General features: G+C 45.5%; 14 protein-coding genes and 5 tRNA genes. 9 read left to right on the top strand and 10 right to left on the bottom strand.

Annotated elements, in window-relative coordinates; all coding sequences use genetic code 11:
- Positions 1-49 precede the first annotated feature (49 nt).
- The gene (locus L1D15_RS07915; protein ID WP_239875247.1) at positions 50-895 is read left to right on the top strand and encodes a class II glutamine amidotransferase; all 846 of its coding nucleotides are present in this window, start codon (positions 50-52) and stop codon (positions 893-895) included.
- 80 nt (positions 896-975) lie between these two features.
- Here L1D15_RS07915 and L1D15_RS07920 read toward each other — a convergent pair whose 3' ends face one another.
- Positions 976-2,691, bottom strand: coding sequence for a proline--tRNA ligase (locus L1D15_RS07920; RefSeq protein ID WP_239864975.1), 1,716 nt, complete (start codon positions 2,689-2,691; stop codon positions 976-978).
- Between the two features lie 110 nt (positions 2,692-2,801).
- Positions 2,802-3,497 (bottom strand): tRNA (N6-threonylcarbamoyladenosine(37)-N6)-methyltransferase TrmO, encoded by a 696-nt coding sequence (tsaA, locus tag L1D15_RS07925; RefSeq protein ID WP_239875248.1) that lies wholly within the window; start codon positions 3,495-3,497, stop codon positions 2,802-2,804.
- A 116-nt stretch (positions 3,498-3,613) separates the two neighbouring features.
- On the opposite strand from tsaA, the gene L1D15_RS07930 reads away from it, so the two are divergent.
- From L1D15_RS07930 to L1D15_RS07940, 3 genes are all read left to right on the top strand, one after another.
- Entirely contained in the window at positions 3,614-3,874 is a 261-nt protein-coding gene (locus L1D15_RS07930; RefSeq protein WP_239875249.1) for a type B 50S ribosomal protein L31, read from the top strand.
- Complete coding sequence (gene ykgO, locus L1D15_RS07935; RefSeq protein ID WP_005380299.1) at positions 3,875-4,000, top strand: type B 50S ribosomal protein L36; 126 nt, start codon at positions 3,875-3,877, stop codon at positions 3,998-4,000. It abuts the gene before it with no gap.
- 227 nt (positions 4,001-4,227) lie between these two features.
- Positions 4,228-5,814 carry an AbgT family transporter gene (locus tag L1D15_RS07940; protein ID WP_239864972.1) on the top strand — a complete coding sequence of 529 codons (1,587 nt, stop codon included), beginning with the start codon at positions 4,228-4,230 and terminating at the stop codon, positions 5,812-5,814.
- A 465-nt stretch (positions 5,815-6,279) separates the two neighbouring features.
- Here the strand turns inward: L1D15_RS07940 and metQ are convergent, their stop codons facing one another.
- Genes metQ through metN form a run of 3 tightly spaced genes read right to left on the bottom strand, consistent with a single transcriptional unit; the run spans position 6,280 to position 8,823 of the window.
- On the bottom strand, positions 6,280-7,089 hold the full coding sequence (gene metQ / locus L1D15_RS07945; protein ID WP_239875250.1) for a methionine ABC transporter substrate-binding lipoprotein MetQ: 810 nt from the start codon (positions 7,087-7,089) through the stop codon (positions 6,280-6,282).
- Between the two features lie 32 nt (positions 7,090-7,121).
- The gene (locus tag L1D15_RS07950) at positions 7,122-7,799 is read right to left on the bottom strand and encodes a methionine ABC transporter permease (RefSeq protein ID WP_006957863.1); all 678 of its coding nucleotides are present in this window, start codon (positions 7,797-7,799) and stop codon (positions 7,122-7,124) included.
- Positions 7,789-8,823 (bottom strand): methionine ABC transporter ATP-binding protein MetN, encoded by a 1,035-nt coding sequence (metN, locus tag L1D15_RS07955; protein WP_239875251.1) that lies wholly within the window; start codon positions 8,821-8,823, stop codon positions 7,789-7,791. Before metN ends, L1D15_RS07950 begins: the two co-directional genes overlap by 11 nt.
- A gap of 224 nt (positions 8,824-9,047) precedes the next feature.
- On the opposite strand from metN, the gene gmhB reads away from it, so the two are divergent.
- The 5 genes from gmhB to treC all read left to right on the top strand — a co-directional run bounded on the left by gmhB (position 9,048) and on the right by treC (position 14,375).
- Positions 9,048-9,599 (top strand): D-glycero-beta-D-manno-heptose 1,7-bisphosphate 7-phosphatase, encoded by a 552-nt coding sequence (gene gmhB / locus L1D15_RS07960; protein WP_239838369.1) that lies wholly within the window; start codon positions 9,048-9,050, stop codon positions 9,597-9,599.
- A gap of 53 nt (positions 9,600-9,652) precedes the next feature.
- Positions 9,653-9,997 (top strand): MliC family protein, encoded by a 345-nt coding sequence (locus tag L1D15_RS07965; RefSeq protein WP_239838368.1) that lies wholly within the window; start codon positions 9,653-9,655, stop codon positions 9,995-9,997.
- Between the two features lie 48 nt (positions 9,998-10,045).
- Positions 10,046-10,993, top strand: a complete 948-nt coding sequence (gene treR / locus L1D15_RS07970; protein ID WP_038509984.1) for a trehalose operon repressor TreR — start codon at positions 10,046-10,048, stop codon at positions 10,991-10,993.
- A gap of 193 nt (positions 10,994-11,186) precedes the next feature.
- Complete coding sequence (gene treB, locus L1D15_RS07975; protein ID WP_239875252.1) at positions 11,187-12,611, top strand: PTS trehalose transporter subunit IIBC; 1,425 nt, start codon at positions 11,187-11,189, stop codon at positions 12,609-12,611.
- A gap of 84 nt (positions 12,612-12,695) precedes the next feature.
- Positions 12,696-14,375, top strand: a complete 1,680-nt coding sequence (gene treC, locus L1D15_RS07980; protein WP_239875253.1) for an alpha,alpha-phosphotrehalase — start codon at positions 12,696-12,698, stop codon at positions 14,373-14,375.
- Between the two features lie 113 nt (positions 14,376-14,488).
- Here the strand turns inward: treC and L1D15_RS07985 are convergent.
- From L1D15_RS07985 to L1D15_RS08005, 5 genes are all read right to left on the bottom strand, one after another.
- Positions 14,489-14,573, bottom strand: a tRNA-Tyr gene (locus L1D15_RS07985).
- A gap of 107 nt (positions 14,574-14,680) precedes the next feature.
- Positions 14,681-14,765, bottom strand: a tRNA-Tyr gene (locus L1D15_RS07990).
- A 56-nt stretch (positions 14,766-14,821) separates the two neighbouring features.
- Positions 14,822-14,906 (bottom strand) — tRNA-Tyr (locus L1D15_RS07995).
- 55 nt (positions 14,907-14,961) lie between these two features.
- Positions 14,962-15,046, bottom strand: a tRNA-Tyr gene (locus L1D15_RS08000).
- 65 nt (positions 15,047-15,111) lie between these two features.
- Positions 15,112-15,196 (bottom strand) — tRNA-Tyr (locus tag L1D15_RS08005).
- Positions 15,197-15,448: the final 252 nt, after the last annotated feature.

Raw genomic sequence — 15,448 nt, forward strand, 5'->3', positions numbered from 1 at the left:
TGCCAGTGTTTTGAACTGGTGCTGTTGTTTTAAGGGAGCTTCTTAAACCATGTGTGAATTGCTCGGAATGAGCGCTAATGTACCAACTGATATCTGTTTTAGCTTTACAGGGCTTATGCAGCGAGGGGGCAATACTGGTCCGCATCGTGATGGTTGGGGCATTACTTTTTATGAAGGTAAAGGGTTTCGTAACTTTAAAGATCCTACACCAAGTTGTGATTCTAAGATTGCTGAGCTGGTCCAAAATTATCCAATCAAAAGCTGCGCGGTAATTAGCCATATTCGTCAGGCGAATCGCGGAGCGGTGAATCTTGAAAACACACATCCGTTTACCCGAGAATTATGGGGGCGTTATTGGACCTTTGCTCACAATGGTCAGCTAACAGATTATCAAAGCTTAGTGACAGGAAGGCACCGCCCAGTTGGTCAAACCGATAGTGAGCTCTCTTTTTGTTGGCTATTAAAGCAAATGGAAGACACATTTCCTAAACCCCCACAGGACATGGTCGGTGTATTCCGCTTTGTCGCTAAGTGTTGTGATAAGTTACGCGAAAAAGGGGTGTTTAACATGTTGCTGTCTGACGGTGAGTACGTCATGACCTATTGCACTAACCATTTGTATTGGATTACGCGCCGTGCGCCGTTTGGAAAAGCAGCTTTACTTGATGAAGATGTGGAAATTAACTTCCAAGAAGAGACCACACCAAACGATATTGTTTCGGTGATTGCGACTCAGCCTCTCACTGGTAATGAAACTTGGCACCGTATGAAGCCGGGAGAGTTTGGTATTTTTCATTTAGGCGAGTTGGCGGATGGTAACGCTGCTGAGCTAGTGGATGTTCCTTTTGCACCGAAAAAGGTAGAAAGTCAGGCGCCAACCGAACCTCTAGAGTGATATTTGACTGATTGCTGACTGTTTGATAGATAAAAAGGCTGATGTTTTCACATCAGCCTTTTGCTCTCTAATGAGGTGATTTAAGCGATTTGCGCTTTAATATGCTCAACGATGTCTGCCATCGCGATAGCCGTTTTCTCACCAGAACGGCGGTTCTTGTACTCGAAGTTGCCTTCTTTCATTGAACGATCACCGATCACGATAGTGTGAGGAATACCGATAAGCTCCATGTCAGAGAACATGACACCCGGGCGCTCTTTACGGTCATCGAATAGAACTTCGATGCCCATAGCGGTCAGTTCAGCATACAGCTTCTCAGCCGCTTCTTTCACTTCTTCTGACTTGTGCATGTTCATTGGCACGATAGCCACTTGGAAAGGTGCAAGTGCGTCAGGCCAGATGATGCCGTATTTATCATGGTTCTGCTCAATGGCAGAAGCAACCACACGAGAAACACCGATACCGTAACAACCCATCTCTAAGATAACGTTTTTGCCATCAGGACCAAGAACACCACAGTTCATTGCTTGCGAGTAAACATTACCCAGTTGGAAAATGTGACCGACTTCAATACCACGCTTAAGCATAAGTGTCCCCTGACCACATGGGCTTGGGTCGCCTTCAACCACATTACGCAAGTCTTCAACTTGGCCTAGCTCAACATCACGACCCCAGTTGATACCGAAGTAGTGCTTGTCATCAACGTTAGCGCCTGCGCCAAAGTCACTCATGACAGCTACAGAGCGATCAACGATGAATGGCAGTTTTAGCCCTACTGGACCTAGCGAACCTGGGCCTGCACCCACATGTGCGCGAATTTCTTCTTCTGTTGCCATCTCTAGAGGAGCTGCGACTTGAGGAAGGTTTTCCGCTTTCACTTCGTTCAGCTCGTGGTCGCCACGGATGATCAGTGCGATCAGGTCCGCTTCAACTTCATCAGACGCTTTAACGAATAGTGTTTTAACTGTTTTCTCGATTGGTAATTCGAACTGCTCAACAAGCTCAGCGATCGTTTTCGCATTTGGGGTATCTACCAGCGTCATCTCTTGAGTTGGTTGAGCGCGTTCAATAGCCGGTGCCGCAGCTTCTGCTTTTTCGATGTTAGCTGCGTAGTCAGACTCAGTTGAGAAGGCGATAAGGTCTTCGCCGCTTTCAGCTAGGACGTGGAATTCTTGAGAGCCACTGCCGCCGATTGCGCCAGAGTCCGCCAATACAGGGCGGTATTCAAGGCCCATACGGTCGAAGGCTTTACAGTAAGCATCGTGCATTGCATCGTAAGACTTCTGTAGCCCCTCTTTGTCGATATCAAAGCTGTATGCATCCATCATGCAGAATTCACGTGCGCGCATTACGCCGAAACGTGGGCGTCGCTCATCACGGAATTTAGTCTGAATTTGGTACAGGTTTAGCGGTAACTGTTTGTAAGAGCTTACTTCATTACGCACTAGGCTAGTGATCACTTCTTCAGCGGTAGGGCTGAGAACAAACGGACGAGTATGACGGTCAGTAAAGCGAAGCAGTTCAGGGCCCATCTTCTCGCTGCGGCCTGTTTCTTCCCAAAGTTCAAACGGCTGAACAACGGGCATCAAAGTTTCGACAGCACCTGCATTGTCGATTTCCTGACGAACGATGTTTTCGACTTTACGCAGTACACGTAGACCAGTAGGTAGCCAGGTGTATAAACCTGAAGCCAGCTTACGGATCATACCTGCACGTAGCATGAGCTGATGGCTCACTACTTCTGCGTCGTTTGGAGTCTCCTTCAGAGTTGAAAGAAGATAATTACTGGTACGCATTAAATTTATCCGTTTATTAAAGTTAGTGACTCAAGCCGGAATGGACATGAGTATAGAGTTTCCCAAAGGAAAAATAGTTAGCCGCTTATAATATCAGCCAATTGCCTTTGTCAAAAGTGTTCAATCGTTGTAACCGTTATTAAGTGATCACTGGCAACGAACTTAACATTCAAATCGAACAAATTTACCGCATATTCTTTGCTGTCTTGTCTGTTTTTCTTGTAAGCGGGGCGAGGATCTTGAGCCAGTATCTGCTCAATAATGGCTTTTTCATACTCAGCCTCTTTACGCTTATTAAGAAACTCTATTGCTGAAATCGAAAAGGTGACCAGTGACTTTTCCGGCTCTTGTTCTGCGTAGCTCCCTGTGGCTTCAGGAATTGAATCTGAGTAAGGGATGTAAGGTTTAATATCGACAACGGGAGTACCATCAACCAAGTCTACGTTACCAAGATCGAGATATATCTGTTCACCCTGTTTAGTCACTGCTTTGATTTCTACGGCAGACATGCCAATGCCATTGGGTCTAAAGGTCGATCGAGAAGCGAAGACGCCCACTCGTTCATTGCCACCCAATCGTGGGGGCCTTACTGTTGGTTTCCATCCGGCTGCCAAGTTTTGATCAAACAAAAATAGTAGCCAAGCGTGCGAGAATTGTTCAATTCCTCTGACGGCTTCTGGACAGTTGGCTTCTCCGACCAATTTCACTCTGGCCCGAGCATTTGTGACTAACCTAGGCTGACGAGGGACTGCGAACTTCTCTTTATAAGGGGATTCAATGAAACCAATGGGCTCTAGGGAATACATTTGCTTTCTCTACAGATCGTAATGAAGGAAAAATATCACAAAAAGGGTAGTAAAACGTCTTGATAATAATTATCATTTATAATGTTATAACATAACAATTAAATGTTGAGGTAATTATGCAACCTAATATTCACCCTGAATACAGAACCGTTGTTTTTCATGACACTAGTATCGATGAGTACTTTTTTATTGGTTCAACGCTACAAACTGAGCGCACCATCGAGTGGAAAGATGGCAAAACCTATCCCTATTTCACTATTGAGGTGTCGTCGAAATCGCATCCTTTTTATACCGGTAAACAACGAGTGATCCATCAAGAAGGTCGCGTTGCGAACTTTAAGCGTCGATTTGGGCAATTCTCAAAGGGAGATAAGTAAGTGAAAGTCGTAAAGTCTCTTAAAAGTGCCAAAAGCCGTCACCCTGATTGCCAGATTGTAAAAAGAAGAGGGCGCTTGTACGTCATATGTAAAACTAATCCCAGATTCAAAGCTGTTCAAAAATGATAGTGGTATAAAAAATACCAATGGATTAATGTAATTTATAATTCTGATGATTGTTATATATGTGGATGAAACTGCTGGTTTTTTGTTTTTTTAGCGTTAAATATAATGATCTGGATAACACTTTATTACATTTCCGATTTCTAATTGACCTCTTTGTCGAGTAACCTGCGCGAGTTTTGTGACACCTTGTCACAGGACGCGCAGGAATAACTACAAGGAGGGAACAGATGAGTTCATCTGCTTCGATTAAACAAAACTCGCCTAAGAAGCCGATATTTACGCGTTTCTTAGATACAGTCGAATATTTGGGGAACTTGTTACCCCACCCGATCACACTTTTTGCCATCTTCTGTGTTGCGATTTTAGTCGCATCAGGTATTGCTGGTTACTTTGAAGTGGCGGTGGCAGATCCTCGTCCGGAGGGCGCACCAGGCCGTGCCGCGGATGGCATGATTCAGGTTGTTAGCTTATTAAACGCGGACGGCCTGGAATTAATTGTTACCAATCTGGTTAAGAACTTTGTTGGCTTTGCTCCACTGGGTACTGTTCTCGTTGCGCTACTAGGTGTTGCGGTTGCAGAGTACTCAGGCCTACTATCAGCAGCAATGCGTGGTTTGGTGATGGGTGCTTCAAAGCGCATGGTGACTGTGACCGTTGTGTTTGCTGGTATCATTTCTAATACAGCGTCAGAGCTAGGTTATGTGGTCCTTATCCCACTGGCTGCGATGTTGTTCCACTCTTTAGGTCGTCACCCTCTTGCTGGCTTAGCGGCGGCATTTGCTGGTGTTTCGGGCGGCTATTCAGCAAACCTACTCATCGGTACCGTTGATCCTCTGCTCTCAGGTATTACTGAAACAGCAGCGCAAATGATCGACCCAACTTATACTGTGGGCCCAGAAGTAAACTGGTACTTCATGTTCGTTTCTACTTTCTTTATCGCAGGTATGGGTGCCTTCGTTACAGAGAAAATCGTTGAACCTAAACTGGGTAAGTACAACGAGGAAGAAGCGTCAGAGGACTTGTCTAACGATTCGATGGGCAAACTAACAGACGTTGAAAAGAAAGGCTTGAAGATGGCTGGCCTTGCCGTTGTAGCCGTTTCAGCTTTGCTTGCTTGGACAATTGTTCCTGCTGATGGCATCCTTCGTTCTGATGCTGGTACGGTCGCAGGTTCTCCATTCCTGAAAAGTATCGTTGCATTCATCTTTGTCTTCTTCGCTATTCCGGGCTTAGTTTACGGTAAAGTTGTTGGCACAATGAAGAACGATCGCGACGTGATCGATGCGATGTCTAAGTCAATGTCTTCAATGGGCATGTACATTGTGCTGGTATTCTTTGCAGCTCAGTTTGTGGCTTTCTTTAAGTGGACTAACTTTGGGCAAGTCTTTGCAGTTGCAGGGGCTAACTTCTTACAAGATATTGGCTTAACTGGTCCAATGTTGTTCTTTGCCTTCATTTTGATGTGTGGTTTTATCAACTTGATGATCGGTTCTGCCTCAGCACAGTGGGCCGTTACAGCGCCAATTTTCGTCCCTATGTTAATGCTTGTGGGCTACGCACCTGAGACGATTCAAGCGGCTTACCGTATCGGTGATTCAACGACTAACATCATTACCCCAATGATGAGCTACTTCGGTCTGATCCTTGCTGTAGCAACACGCTACATGAAGAACCTAGGTATCGGTACGCTGATTGCGACCATGCTGCCTTACTCAATCTGCTTTATCGTCGGTTGGAGTGTGCTTTTCTACCTATGGGTATTCGTATTTGGCTTGCCAGTAGGTCCTGGTGCAGCGACGTACTACACACCATAACGTATTACCGAATGACAAAACCGGAGCCAAGTGCTCCGGTTTTTTGTTTTTGGTATTGTGAGTAGAGCTGAGATTGTAAAATTCACGATATCTAGTGAGTACGGTTAAGAGATAACCAATGGAAGTGACAATTAGAGGAGTCAAAATCGAGGACACTGATGGCGTTCGTAGTGTATAAATCCAATCATTAAGCTTATTGATACTCGGTTTTCACTGGCCGAAGAGCAGGCTTTTATACGCCAGTTTCCTGAGCGAGGTGTCTTCAATGTTGCCGTATCCGAGAATTAACAGGTGCTAGGGTGTCAGAATGTAGAACCGTTTGCGTCCTATACTCAGGCCTCTGGCTATGTTGGAGTTATCGGACCCTATATGGATGAGCAGTTTCGAGGGACGAAGAATCAAGAAGAGGAAAGAAAAGGGCTGACGCAATAACGCCAGCCCTTGTTTAATTCAGCAAGTAAGTGATTACCAGCCTTTTACTACGCCACCTTTGAAGATGTCAGAGGCTGCGTTGTACACTTCTTCAGTTTGGTAAGCTTTGACGAAGTTTGTGACGTTTTCTGCTTGCGCATTATCTTCACGCGCAACAATCAGGTTTACGTATGGAGACTCTTTGTCTTCAACAAATACACCATCTTTTTGTGGTGTCAGGTCAATTGAGCTTGCGTAAGTGGTGTTGATAATAGACAGAGCCACATCGTCAAGAGAGCGCGGAAGCTGGGCAGCATCTAGCTCAACAATGGTGATGTTTTTTGGGTTCTCTGCGATATCACGCACAGTTGCCAGTAGGCCAACGCCGTCACGTAGTTTAAGCAGGCCTTGCTGTTCAAGAAGCAGTAGAGAACGACCTAAGTTAGTTGGATCGTTTGGCACAGCGATACGTGCACCATCTTGAATTTCATCAACTGACTTCACTTGCTTAGAGTAACCCGCGATAGGGTACACAAACGTATTACCAGCAATCGTTAGCTTGTAACCACGGTCTGTCACTTGCTGAGCTAGGTATGGTTTGTGCTGGAACGCGTTGATGTCGATAGAGCCATCATCCAGAGCTGCGTTTGGCGTTACGTAATCTGTGAAAGTGACCAGCTCTACATCCAGACCATATTTTTCTTTGGCAACTTTAGCTGCGACTTCTGCTACCTGAGCTTCAGCACCGGCCATAACACCAACTTTAATCTTGCTGGTATCTGCTTGCTTTTCACCACAACCTGATAGGACAAGTGCCGATGCAGCTGCTGCGATGGCGAGTAGACCTTTTAATCCAAATTTCATGACTTTCTCCTTATTCTGACTCTGTAAATTTATTATCTGTGATCGACGCGGCGCACGATGGCATCGCCGATAGACTGAATGATTTGTACCAAAACGATAAGCATTACCACGGTTACTGCCATGATAACTACATCATAGCGATGGAAGCCGTAACGAATGGCGACATCACCTAAGCCGCCACCACCAACGGTTCCGGCCATGGCTGAATAGCTGACTAAAGTGACCAACGTGATGGTGACTGAGTTGACTATGGTTGGCATTGCTTCAGGAAGCAGAACCTTGTTGATGATTTGCATCGGAGTAGCGCCCATCGATTGAGCCGCTTCCACCAAGCCCGTTGGTACTTCCAACAAGGCACCTTCAATAAGGCGAGCAACAAACGGGATCGCGCCGATCGTCAAGGGTACGATCGCTGCTGTAGTACCAATAAAAGTGCCGACCAGAATTTTAGTGACTGGAATGATGGCAACCATTAATACTAGGAATGGCACTGAGCGGCCAACGTTGACGACAGCGCCGAGAATGCTATTAAGCTTGGTGTTCTCAAGTAGGCCACCTTTCTTCGTTGTATGAAGAATAACGCCCAGTGGAATACCAACAGCAAAGCCAACAATACCTGCCACTGCGACCATGTAGATGGTTTCCCAAGTCGCACCGATTAAAAGGTTACTGTTAAGGCTCAGCCACTCAGAAATTGTGTTAAAGGACATAACCCAGTACCTCTACTTTTACATTGTGTTCACGGAGGAATTCGATTGCCGCGTTGTCATCTTGCTCGTTACCAAATAGCTCTGCGACCATCATGCCGAATTTAACTCCACCGGCGTAATCAAGATCAGAGCTTAGAATGCTGACATCAATATTAAATTTACGCGCGATCTGACTGACGAGTGGCGCGTCTACAGTTGCACCAGTAAACTCAAGTCGAACTAATGGGTAACTGCCTTCAACGCGGGTCTCTTGCAGGCGTGCCTGATAATCATCAGGGATAGATAGATCAAGCGTAGAACGGATGAACTCATGTGCCAGTTCTGTTTTCGGGTGAGCAAAGATTTCACCTACCGTGCCTTTCTCAACCAGCTCCCCGCCACCAATAATTGCCACTTCATGACAGATACTCTTTACCACGTCCATTTCGTGGGTGATGAGCAGCATAGTAATATTCAGTTTACGGTTAATCTCTTTGAGCAGTTCGAGAATCGATTGTGTTGTCGCAGGATCCAAAGCGCTGGTTGCCTCGTCACACAGCAATACTTTTGGATCAGAAGCCAGAGCACGTGCGATAGCCACACGCTGCTTTTGACCACCACTCAGGTTAGAAGGGTAGCTTTCGTGTTTATCAGAAAGGCCTACCAGTTTGAGCAGCTCGGTGACTTTCTCATTGATTTGAGTCTTATCTTTGCCTGCGAGTTCTAGCGGTAGAGCAACATTATCGAATACAGTACGTGACGATAGCAGGTTAAAATGCTGGAAGATCATGCCGATGTTACGGCGTGTTTCACTCAGTTCAGATTTGGACTGCTTGGTAAGATCAATGCCGTCAACAATGATCGAGCCAGATGTCGGTGCTTCCAACATATTGACACATCGAATTAGCGTACTTTTCCCTGCTCCGGATGAGCCAATTACACCGAATATCGTCCCCTGAGGGATATGAAGGTTGATGTCCTTCAGAGCATGTATTTCTTTGCTTCCTTGAAGAAATACTTTGTTTACTTGATTAATTTCTATCATCGAGAAATCCGCTATCAGACTGCTTTGGGAAAAAGTAGATAATTTTGAACTACCTCTCATTTAGTAGAGGATGCTATGGTTTTGCATTAATTGTGTCAATAGATATTTTTACGGCTAGACGTCTAAACGTTTATTTCAATCAAACAGATTAGTAATTAGATAGTGATGAAAGAAATAAAGCGTGTAATAATTCCGGTAATAAATAGTAGACAGAGAAGCAAATTTTGGCGAAACCAGCAGTCTTTTTGGATCGTGATGGCGTAATCAACGTCGATCACGGCTATGTTCATGACGAGCACGACTTTGAATTTATTGATGGCGTGTTTGAAGCGACAAAAAAGCTCCAAGAGATGGGCTATATGCTTGTATTGGTGACCAACCAGTCAGGGATTGCTCGTGGTAAATTCAGTGAAGATCGTTTCCTTTCACTAACGCAGTGGATGGATTGGAACTTTGTTGATCATGGCGTTGAATTTGATGGCTTCTACTATTGTCCACACCATGCAGAACATGGTCAGGGTAAATACAAAGAAGATTGCAATTGCCGCAAACCTAAACCTGGCATGTTCATTTCTGCTCGTGACTTTCTCAAAATCGATATGGCGAACTCTGTTATGGTCGGCGACAAGGCTGAGGATATGATGGCCGCAGAAGCCGCTGAAGTGGGTACGCGTATTTTAGTACGTACTGGCAAGCCTGTAACTGAAAAAGGTGAAGCGCTGGCAACGGCTGTGCTTGATAGTATCAAAGATGTGCCAGCCTACTTAACTAAGTAAAAAGCCGAGAAAAGAGGTCGCTTGAGGCGGCCTTTTTCTATTGGAGAGTATGGATGAAAATGAATGCCTTGTTAGCGTTCCTGGCTGGAACGACACTATTTGGTTGCAGCCATTTAGCGATTGAGCGCGAAGCAGATGACACGCATCAATTCGTGACCTACCAGTGTGAATCAAACAAGCAGTTTGAGGTCGCCTATCTGATTGAAGAGCAAGCGGCGCTTTTACGTTTGCCTAAACATGACTACCGCCTCACTCAGGTCCCATCTGGTTCTGGTGCAAAATACATCCTAGATAATGGAACAAAGCCGATTCTTAATCCGGTAACTTTACACACCAAAGGTGATGATGCGCGGTTAGAGTTAGGCAGAGTTGTTTACAAAAACTGTAAAACCCAATAGCGCTAACTCTCTATTAATCCAGCTTAAATTGACTGAAACCACTGCATTATGAATAAAAAACTGACCATTCTTGATATTGCGAAATTGTCTGGCGTTGGTAAGTCTACGGTTTCCCGTGTGTTAACCAATGACCCTAAAGTCAAACCGGAAACGCGTGCCAAAGTTGAGCGTGTGATTGAAGAGTCTGGCTATGTGCCTTCTAAGTCGGCGCAAGCGATGCGTGGAGGCAGTCAGAAAGTGGTTGGGGTTATCATTTCGCGTCTTGATTCACCATCGGAAAACAAAGCCGTCAGCAGCATGCTGCAAGTTCTCTACAGTAACGGCTATGACGCGGTGATCATGGAAAGCCAATTTGATCGCAAGATGACCAATGAGCATCTCGATGTCCTGCGCAGACGTAATGTTGATGGTGTGATTGTGTTTGGCTTTAGCGATTTCGATATTGAACGTCTCTCTAGTTGGCAACATCGTTCACTGGTGATTGCTATGGATACCGACGCAACCTCATCGATAAACTACGACAATACAGGCGTCATTCGCTGTGCACTGGAACACCTTCAGCGCCAATCGGTGAGTGAGATTGCTTTTATTGGTGTTGATCCTTCAGACCGAACTACTGGGCAGATTCGTCTCAATGCATACTTAGATTGGTGTTCAGAGCAGCGATTATCCCCTAACTACCAAACAGGTCACCTTCATCACGAAAGTGCTTATCAGCTGGTGGATAAAGTGTTGAATCCAACCACCCAGGCAATTGTGTGTGCCAGTGATACTTTGGCACTTGGTGTAATTAAGCGTCTTCAGGAGTTGGATAGGGAAGACGTGATGGTGACTGGTGTCGGTGGTAATGAGCTGCTGTCTTTTCTATTTCCGAGAGTATTCAGTATTGACCCGGGTTATGCTCAGGCTGGAGAAAGAGCTGCCAAGCTATTGATTTCTCAGCTTAATGGAGAGTCTGAACTGGTGCACCTCACTCAGGAACCAATCCTGAGTTAAGCCTCTCTTTTCTCTATGGTTTAAAATTATACTGTGATCTCATTCAATTAATGGGATTGTTCCCATTTATCTGTTTCGATAGATTTGACAATATAATAAATACAAATGGGAATGTTCCCAAATTAATTATAACTAACCTTTTGATCAGAGAGTTCTGATCTGAACGAGAAACCAATTTAGGGTGGACAAGGATATGAGTAAGATTGCGAAACAAGAGGTTGAGCGTCTGATAGAACTGGTTGGCGGTCGCGATAACATCGCCAGTGTAAGCCACTGTCTGACGCGCCTTCGCTTTGTATTAAATGACACAAATAAAGCCGATACCAAAGCACTGGAAGCACTGCCGCTCGTGAAAGGCTGTTTCACTAATGCGGGTCAGTTTCAAGTTGTTGTCGGTACTGAAGTTGATGAAGTGTATAAAGTTCTGATTGAACTGTCGGGTAAGTCTGAAGCGTCGAAAGATGAATCCAAACAGGCTGCACGTCAGAATATGAACATTTTGGAACGTGGTATCTCCCATCTTGCTGAAATCTTTGTACCACTGTTACCAGCAATCATTACAGGTGGTTTGATCTTGGGCTTCCGCAACGTGATTGGCGACATCAAGATGTTTGATGGTCAATCATTGACGGAAATCAGCCAATTCTGGGCGACTGTTCACAGCTTCTTATGGCTAATTGGTGAAGCCATTTTCTTCTTCTTGCCTGTCGGTGTGTGTTGGTCAACAGTGAAGAAACTCGGTGGTACACCGATCCTCGGTATTACGCTTGGTGTCACTTTGGTCTCTCCTCAGCTAATGAATGCGTACCTGATTGGTAAGCAAGTGCCAGAAGTGTGGGATTTTGGCTTATTTGCTATCGAGAAGGTGGGCTATCAGGCTCAGGTTATTCCAGCCATGTTAGCGGGTATCGCGTTGGCGTTCATCGAAACGAACCTTAAGCGTATTGTTCCTTCTTACCTATATTTGGTTGTTGTTCCTTTCGTTTCTATCATCGTTTCTGTTGTATTGGCGCACTCTCTGATTGGCCCGTTTGGTCGCGTATTGGGTGATGGTGTGGCGTTTGCCGCGAAAGCAGCAATGACGGGTGATTTCGCTGTGATTGGCTCAATGGTGTTTGGCTTCCTGTATGCACCTTTGGTGATTACCGGTATTCACCATACAACCAACGCTGTTGATCTACAGTTGATGCAAGACCTAGGTGGTACTCCAATCTGGCCTTTGATTGCACTGTCTAACATTGCTCAGGCATCAGCGGTTGTCGGTATCATCATTATCAGTAAGAAACACGGTGAACGTGATATCTCAGTACCTGCGGCTATCTCTGCTTATCTAGGTGTCACCGAGCCAGCGATGTACGGCATTAACCTTAAATACAAATTCCCAATGCTGAGTGCGATGATCGGTAGTGCTATTGCAGCAGCGATCTGTGGTAGTGCCGGTGTGATGGCTAATGGTATCGGGGTGGGCGGCCTACCGGGCATTCTGTCTATCCAACCACAATTCTGGGGCATCTACGCGATTGCAATGCTGGTGGCGATTGCACTTCCAGCAGTGTTGACCCTGTTCTTCTACAAGCGTGCACAAATGAAAGGCGAGCTAGAGCCTGCAAGCGCTTAAGCGCAAACAAAAAGAGCGATCGCAATTCGGCGATCGCTTCTGCTATTTTTTCGATTTTTTATTCTTTGGTAAGTGAGTTTAGCAATGACAACAATCACAAATGATGCGAACTGGTGGAAAACGGCTTCGATATATCAGATTTACCCGAAGAGCTTCTGTGATAGTGGCAGTAAGGGAACTGGAGATATCAAGGGCATCATTTCTAAGCTTGATTACTTAAAACTGCTCGGCATTGATGCTATTTGGCTGACACCAGTCTATCAGTCTCCGATGATTGATAATGGTTACGATATCTCAGACTACTACGCCATTAACCCTCAATTTGGCAGCATGGACGATTTTGAATGTCTGCTTAGTGAAGCGCACCAGCGCGGTATTCGCATCATCATGGACATTGTCGTTAACCACACTTCTACTGAGCACGCTTGGTTTCAATCTGCGCTGGGGGATAAGAGCAGCCCATATCGTGATTACTACATTTGGAAAGATCCGGTAGAAGGTGACGTTCCCAACAACTGGCAGTCCAAGTTTGGTGGCAGTGCATGGGAAATGGATGAGCAAACAGGTCAGTATTTTCTGCACCTCTTTGCCAAAGAGCAGGCGGATCTCAATTGGGAGAACCCGACAGTTCGCGAGGAAGTGAAAAAGGTCATCAGCTTCTGGGCAGAGAAAGGAGTGGATGGTTTCCGCCTTGATGTAATCAACCTGATTTCTAAGCAGCAAAACTTCCCGAATGATGATATCGGTGATGGTCGCCGCTTTTACACAGATGGCCCTCGTGTACATGAATACTTGCAGGAAATTAGCGAAGCTGTGTTCCACAAATATGGCAGCGTTACGGTTGGCGAAATGTCGTCTACCACATTGGAACACTGCCAGCAGTATTCCTCTCTGGATAACAGAGAATTGTCGATGGTGTTTAATTTCCATCACCTCAAAGTGGATTATCCAAATGGTGAGAAGTGGACTAAAGCGCCCTTTGATTTTTTACAGCTAAAGCAAATCTTTAACCACTGGCAAACAGGATTGAACGGTAAAGGTTGGGGAGCATTGTTCTGGTGTAATCATGATCAGCCACGTGTCGTTAGCCGCTTAGGTGATGATAAAAACTATCGAGTGGAGTCTGCCAAGATGTTGGGAGCCTCTGTCCATATGATGCAAGGAACACCATACATTTATCAAGGGGAAGAGATTGGGATGACCAACCCCGGCTATACCTCGATAGAGCAATACCGTGATGTGGAAAGCACCAATATGTATGACATCATGGTCAACCAGCAAGGTGTCAGCAACGAAGAGATGATCGATATTCTGGCTCAGAAATCCCGTGACAACTCACGGACGCCAATGCAATGGAATGACGAGCAGTATGCTGGCTTCTCTCAGGTAGAGCCTTGGTTGGCGGTGGCAGAAAATTATCCTCAAGTGAACGCAGCTAAAGCCGTTGATGACAGTGATTCGGTCTTTTACTTCTATCAGAAGTTAATTCAATTGCGCAAAGAGATTGAAGTGATCACGACAGGGGACTATCAAGATCTGTATCCGAATCATGAGCAGATCTTTGGCTATCAACGTAAGAGCGCCAAACAGACGCTGATTTGTCTCAACAACTATTACGGCGTGGAAGCGCAATGTGCACTGCCGGACTCTTTCAAGGTAGATCGTGCTAAGTATGTATTAGGCAACTACGTTTTACCTGAATCTGTTGCTCAAACTCAAACTCTACGTCCTTACGAGACACGCATTATTTTGATTGAAGAGTAATCACCCCCTATAGTGTTTTCTTCATTGCCTCGCTTGTGCGGGGCATTTTTTTATGCGTAATTGGAAAGCAGAAACGAAAAAAGCCAGCTCAATGAGCTGGCTTTTCGCTGATATGGTGGAGGGGGACGGATTCGAACCATCGAAGGCAGTGCCAGCAGATTTACAGTCTGATCCCTTTGGCCACTCGGGAACCCCTCCAGGGTGTTTTTATCCTTAAGAAATGATTTCCCAACCCATTACTCAAGTGCGGAGCGCATCANATCCTTAATTGATGTTTTCCCAACACAACAATCAAGCGTTTAATATGGTGGAGGGGGACGGATTCGAACCATCGAAGGCAGTGCCAGCAGATTTACAGTCTGATCCCTTTGGCCACTCGGGAACCCCTCCAGGGTRTTTTTATCCTTAATTGATGTTTTCCCAACACAACAATCAAGCGTTTAATATGGTGGAGGGGGACGGATTCGAACCATCGAAGGCAGTGCCAGCAGATTTACAGTCTGATCCCTTTGGCCACTCGGGAACCCCTCCAGGGCTTTTTATCCTTAACTGACGTTTTCCCAACGCATCAATCAAGCATTCAATATGGTGGAGGGGGACGGATTCGAACCATCGAAGGCAGTGCCAGCAGATTTACAGTCTGATCCCTTTGGCCACTCGGGAACCCCTCCAGGGTGTTTTTATACTTAAGAAATGATTTCCCAACCCATTACTCAAGTGCGGAGCGCATCANATATGGTGGAGGGGGACGGATTCGAACCATCGAAGGCAGTGCCAGCAGATTTACAGTCTGATCCCTTTGGCCACTCGGGAACCCCTCCAGGGTGTTTTTATACTTAAGAAATGATTTCCCAACCCATTACTCAAGTGCGGAGCGCATCATAGCAAACTCGCTAAACCTGTAAAGACTTTTCTTATGATTTTGAATTGAATGCTGGCTTTTTGGGCAAAGATGCCAGTAAATAACCTAAAAGCTCAGATAATCAAAGTCTAAACTTACAGTTTATTGCTCTCTCTTTACATTACTTGACGTTTCCTAAGTGGTTTAATGAGTACAATATGCCGAGTTTTTT

Source organism: Vibrio sp. Isolate25 (assembly GCF_022398025.1).
Classification (GTDB): Bacteria; Pseudomonadota; Gammaproteobacteria; order Enterobacterales; family Vibrionaceae; genus Vibrio; species Vibrio coralliilyticus_A.

Coding starts and splice junctions, on each gene's coding strand:
- L1D15_RS07965 (WP_239838368.1), top strand. CDS start 9,653: ATGAAAATGAATGCCTTGTTAGCGTTCCTGGCTGGAACGACACTATTT.
- treC (WP_239875253.1), top strand. CDS start 12,696: ATGACAACAATCACAAATGATGCGAACTGGTGGAAAACGGCTTCGATA.
- L1D15_RS07930 (WP_239875249.1), top strand. CDS start 3,614: ATGCAACCTAATATTCACCCTGAATACAGAACCGTTGTTTTTCATGAC.
- L1D15_RS07920 (WP_239864975.1), bottom strand. CDS start 2,691: ATGCGTACCAGTAATTATCTTCTTTCAACTCTGAAGGAGACTCCAAAC.
- L1D15_RS07950 (WP_006957863.1), bottom strand. CDS start 7,799: ATGTCCTTTAACACAATTTCTGAGTGGCTGAGCCTTAACAGTAACCTT.
- metN (WP_239875251.1), bottom strand. CDS start 8,823: ATGATAGAAATTAATCAAGTAAACAAAGTATTTCTTCAAGGAAGCAAA.
- L1D15_RS07940 (WP_239864972.1), top strand. CDS start 4,228: ATGAGTTCATCTGCTTCGATTAAACAAAACTCGCCTAAGAAGCCGATA.
- tsaA (WP_239875248.1), bottom strand. CDS start 3,497: ATGTATTCCCTAGAGCCCATTGGTTTCATTGAATCCCCTTATAAAGAG.
- treB (WP_239875252.1), top strand. CDS start 11,187: ATGAGTAAGATTGCGAAACAAGAGGTTGAGCGTCTGATAGAACTGGTT.
- L1D15_RS07915 (WP_239875247.1), top strand. CDS start 50: ATGTGTGAATTGCTCGGAATGAGCGCTAATGTACCAACTGATATCTGT.
- treR (WP_038509984.1), top strand. CDS start 10,046: ATGAATAAAAAACTGACCATTCTTGATATTGCGAAATTGTCTGGCGTT.
- metQ (WP_239875250.1), bottom strand. CDS start 7,089: ATGAAATTTGGATTAAAAGGTCTACTCGCCATCGCAGCAGCTGCATCG.